This window comes from Haladaptatus sp. W1 (assembly GCF_001723155.1).
Taxonomy (GTDB): domain Archaea; phylum Halobacteriota; class Halobacteria; order Halobacteriales; family Haladaptataceae; genus Haladaptatus; species Haladaptatus paucihalophilus.
The window spans coordinates 1-2994 of record NZ_MEIH01000415.1; the positions used below are offsets into that span (position 1 = coordinate 1).

At 53.2% G+C, this 2994-nt stretch carries 3 protein-coding genes and 1 pseudogene; 2 read left to right on the forward strand and 2 right to left on the reverse strand.

Annotated features, from left to right (window positions below):
* Together BG842_RS33375 and BG842_RS28505 are read right to left on the reverse strand one after the other, a co-directional pair.
* Positions 1-530, reverse strand: a pseudogene (locus BG842_RS33375) (putative phosphothreonine lyase domain-containg protein); the annotation flags it as partial.
* A gap of 194 nt (positions 531-724) precedes the next feature.
* Positions 725-1540 carry an MBL fold metallo-hydrolase gene (locus BG842_RS28505; protein WP_083252746.1) on the reverse strand — a complete coding sequence of 272 codons (816 nt, stop codon included), beginning with the start codon at positions 1538-1540 and terminating at the stop codon, positions 725-727.
* Between the two features lie 869 nt (positions 1541-2409).
* Here BG842_RS28505 and BG842_RS26515 point away from each other — a divergent pair.
* Both BG842_RS26515 and BG842_RS30755 read left to right on the forward strand, forming a co-directional pair.
* A complete protein-coding gene (locus BG842_RS26515; protein ID WP_254663333.1) occupies positions 2410-2706 on the forward strand; it encodes a hypothetical protein in 297 nt (98 codons plus the stop codon).
* Positions 2707-2800: 94 nt separating this feature from the next.
* Positions 2801-2994, forward strand: a 194-nt coding sequence (locus tag BG842_RS30755; RefSeq protein ID WP_217493384.1) for a hypothetical protein, incomplete at its 3' end; no start/stop codon positions are given.

The window sequence follows — 2994 nt, forward strand, 5'->3', positions numbered from 1 at the left end:
TCTAGCAGGGGCTGAGAGGCCAAATTCGTCGGCTGTTCCTGCATCGATTCTCTTTGCGGTGTATATGTCTGGTTTGTAGTATAGTTCGTGAGTAACGTCGTGCTCGTCTCGGAGGTGTTCCCGGACGCGGGTGACATCGTGACGCTCGAAATAGTTGGGTGTGTAGACTGTGAGAATGTACTCATCGTACATCGGCAGTTCCTCGTATCCGAATGCAGTCATAGCCTTTACCGCCCAAATGATGCCTGCCTCTGCGTCAGAGAGCAGTTCAGGCCAAACTGTTCGATACGATCTGCTGACCCTGTCACTTGCCACTTGCCGATCGTTTTTCTTCTGTTCGAGTGCTTCGCGGTCAATCTCGCGAACGGCCTCGCTGTCTGCTGGTGGCAGGTCATCAGACTCAACGTCTTCAGGGCGTGTAACATCGTGTTCGGAGAAATAGTCATCACCCCAATTTTGGGTGAGTCACTCACATCTCGACTACGGAGCCAATACGGTTCTGTCTCGGTGATTTCAAGCGGAGACTGCATGGTCTACTTCATCTCAATGTCGAGCGGGTTTGAACAACAATGCTTGCCAGACAGAGTGAAAGTGAAACTAAATCTATAGTGTCTGCTAAGATATCCACCTGACTAGAGTTCAGCAGAGCTGATGGATACGACCTCAGTAGTTAGCACGATCCCATCTATCACAGATATTGCTCAGACTCGCTCGCTTTATTTCTTCACACATGATACGTTTCGAAGTCTTGCCCAAGCTCGTATCCAGAGTTAGTTGCAACTACTCGCATCTCATCGGTTGACATCCGTTGGAGATGCTCACTGAGATTTAGAAGTACTGTCTGTTCAGCGTTTGCAGACTCCAAGGCAGCACGAAGATCCGCTTTCGAACCATGCCCTTCTGCTCGAAAGAGCGCTGCACCTTCAGCGAACAATAGGTCTGCATTTTCATACTCACGACCCCCCTCGCGCTCAGGCAAGAATGTCCCCATATCGGGAGCGTACACAACCTTCGTCTCGTCGTGATACACGGCAAAGCCGAGCGTATCGAACATGGGATGTGCATGGTCGACAGGAAACGGAACCACTCGCAAATCTCCAACCTGAACTGCTTGTCCATGGGAGAGTAACTCGAGATCAAGGCGATTTGCGAGATGGCTATTTGAGTAACTCAAATGGAGACATGCTGTTGGACTCAGGTGGACTGCAAAACTCGCCTCGTGTGGTCTCTCGTCCGCTGTGAACTCATCCGGATTGAGCATGTGTTCATCGAACGCCATCGCTGCGTGATTGAGCTCATGAAGGCCCCCAGCATGGTCAAAATGATGGTGCGTGACGAAGAACGCATCCACATCTGTCGTGTTCGTCGCATTGAGTTGTTCTTTCACATCTGGACTGACATCGAGCACGACAGTAGCGTGGTCTGTTTCTACAGCGAGTCCTGGCCGCCGCCGTTGCTGACTGGTTTCACAGTATGTGCAATCGCATAAGGGTGCAGGAACCCCAAGAGCCTCTCCTGATCCAAGTAAGGTGACTTTCATACCAAGAACTGTCACAGATAGTTCTAAAACGTCGTCGATCGTGCAGATGTGACTGCATGAGCTTTGGACTGATATCTGAACTTCTATTCTTCACTCGAGATCGGGTGTGCCCACACCCGCTTAGTGCAACATGAGGCAGTGAGACAAATAGACCCTAATCAATCAAGCGGAGGTAGACCACCTCCGTCAACCCCACATGAATCTATGCGCGAAGGCGAGAACGGCTCAGGAGGAATAGCCAAAAAATCTGACGAACAGCGAAACCTCAGAACTCCCGATGCAAACTAATCAGCGAATAAGCCAACATCGAAAGAGCCACGATCTCCCAGAAATATGTCATTCAACCGGGGAAAAGCGCACCATCATCTTCCGGCTCGGCACCGAATACACACGCCAGAACGAAGATAGTTGAACAGACAAACACAACACCGCTAACCAGCTTCGGTAGTGGCACCATAGTTGGAACCTACTCCGAGAACTCACCATTTTCGGCATAAGTTTTCTGGTGGAGGGGGACAGTTTGGACGGTGAATCGCAGGTTAGTATAGCATACTAACGTCGAGCAACCCACTTTCGAGGACGTCGCTCCCACACTTCGACCTCCGAAGACACCCAGGCGCTTACTCCCCTTGGAAAAATTTCACCTGAAAAATTTTCCAGCCTTCCGTGCACTGACGCTTACGGACAGAAGTGGAATTGGCCAAGTCGCCACCCTCGGGAAGCGTATCCAGTGCTGGAATCTAATTCGGCTCGCGTCAGACACGCGCCTGACTGACTTTCTTGTACGTGAATGTCGATGGGTCTGCTATGGAATTCGCAACTGTCGCATGCGTCGCCGAGTTCGCCGCGACAGAGGAGGGGGAGTCGGCGTGACCGAAAGGACCGTCCAAATCGAGATTTTGGTCGCCGATTGTCCCGAGGATGCACCCGAGGTGGAGGCGGACTCCCGCGTGGACGTCGCCGTGAACGGGCAGATGTATCCCACCGCAAAACTCGACGACGGTCGGTACGTCGCGTGGTGGTTCGAGGCAGCGGCACCCGCCCCCGACGATAGCATTACCACGGAGTGGGTCGCTGCTCCGACCCGCTATCTCGCGGCCGCAACGCTGAGCGAACTCTGGGAGGACCCCGCCGCGTTCGACTCTCTCATGAGTGCAAACTGTTAGAAACGGTCTCAAAGACGGTCGATAGCGGACGACCTAGTTGGTCGGGAGGTACTCGGCGAGCTCGGGCGATAGTTTTCCCACGCGATTCCGGTCGATGTCTCGGTGGATAGATTCGAACCTCTCTGAGGAGCCACCGTCCGACCAGGACACTCATACAGACGTTGAACACGATAACCGGAAGCAGTTCCGACGTGATGAACGCGACGAACAGCCCGGTCAGTACCACTCTGAGGCTCATCCCGAGCGCGAGGCAACCGCCGCCGCGGTGAGTATGGTCCTCGTCCAGCC

Bases quoted from the DNA above. Each gene is read 5' to 3' on its own strand.
- BG842_RS28505 (WP_083252746.1), bottom strand. From the start codon at position 1,540: ATGAAAGTCACCTTACTTGGATCAGGAGAGGCTCTTGGGGTTCCTGCA.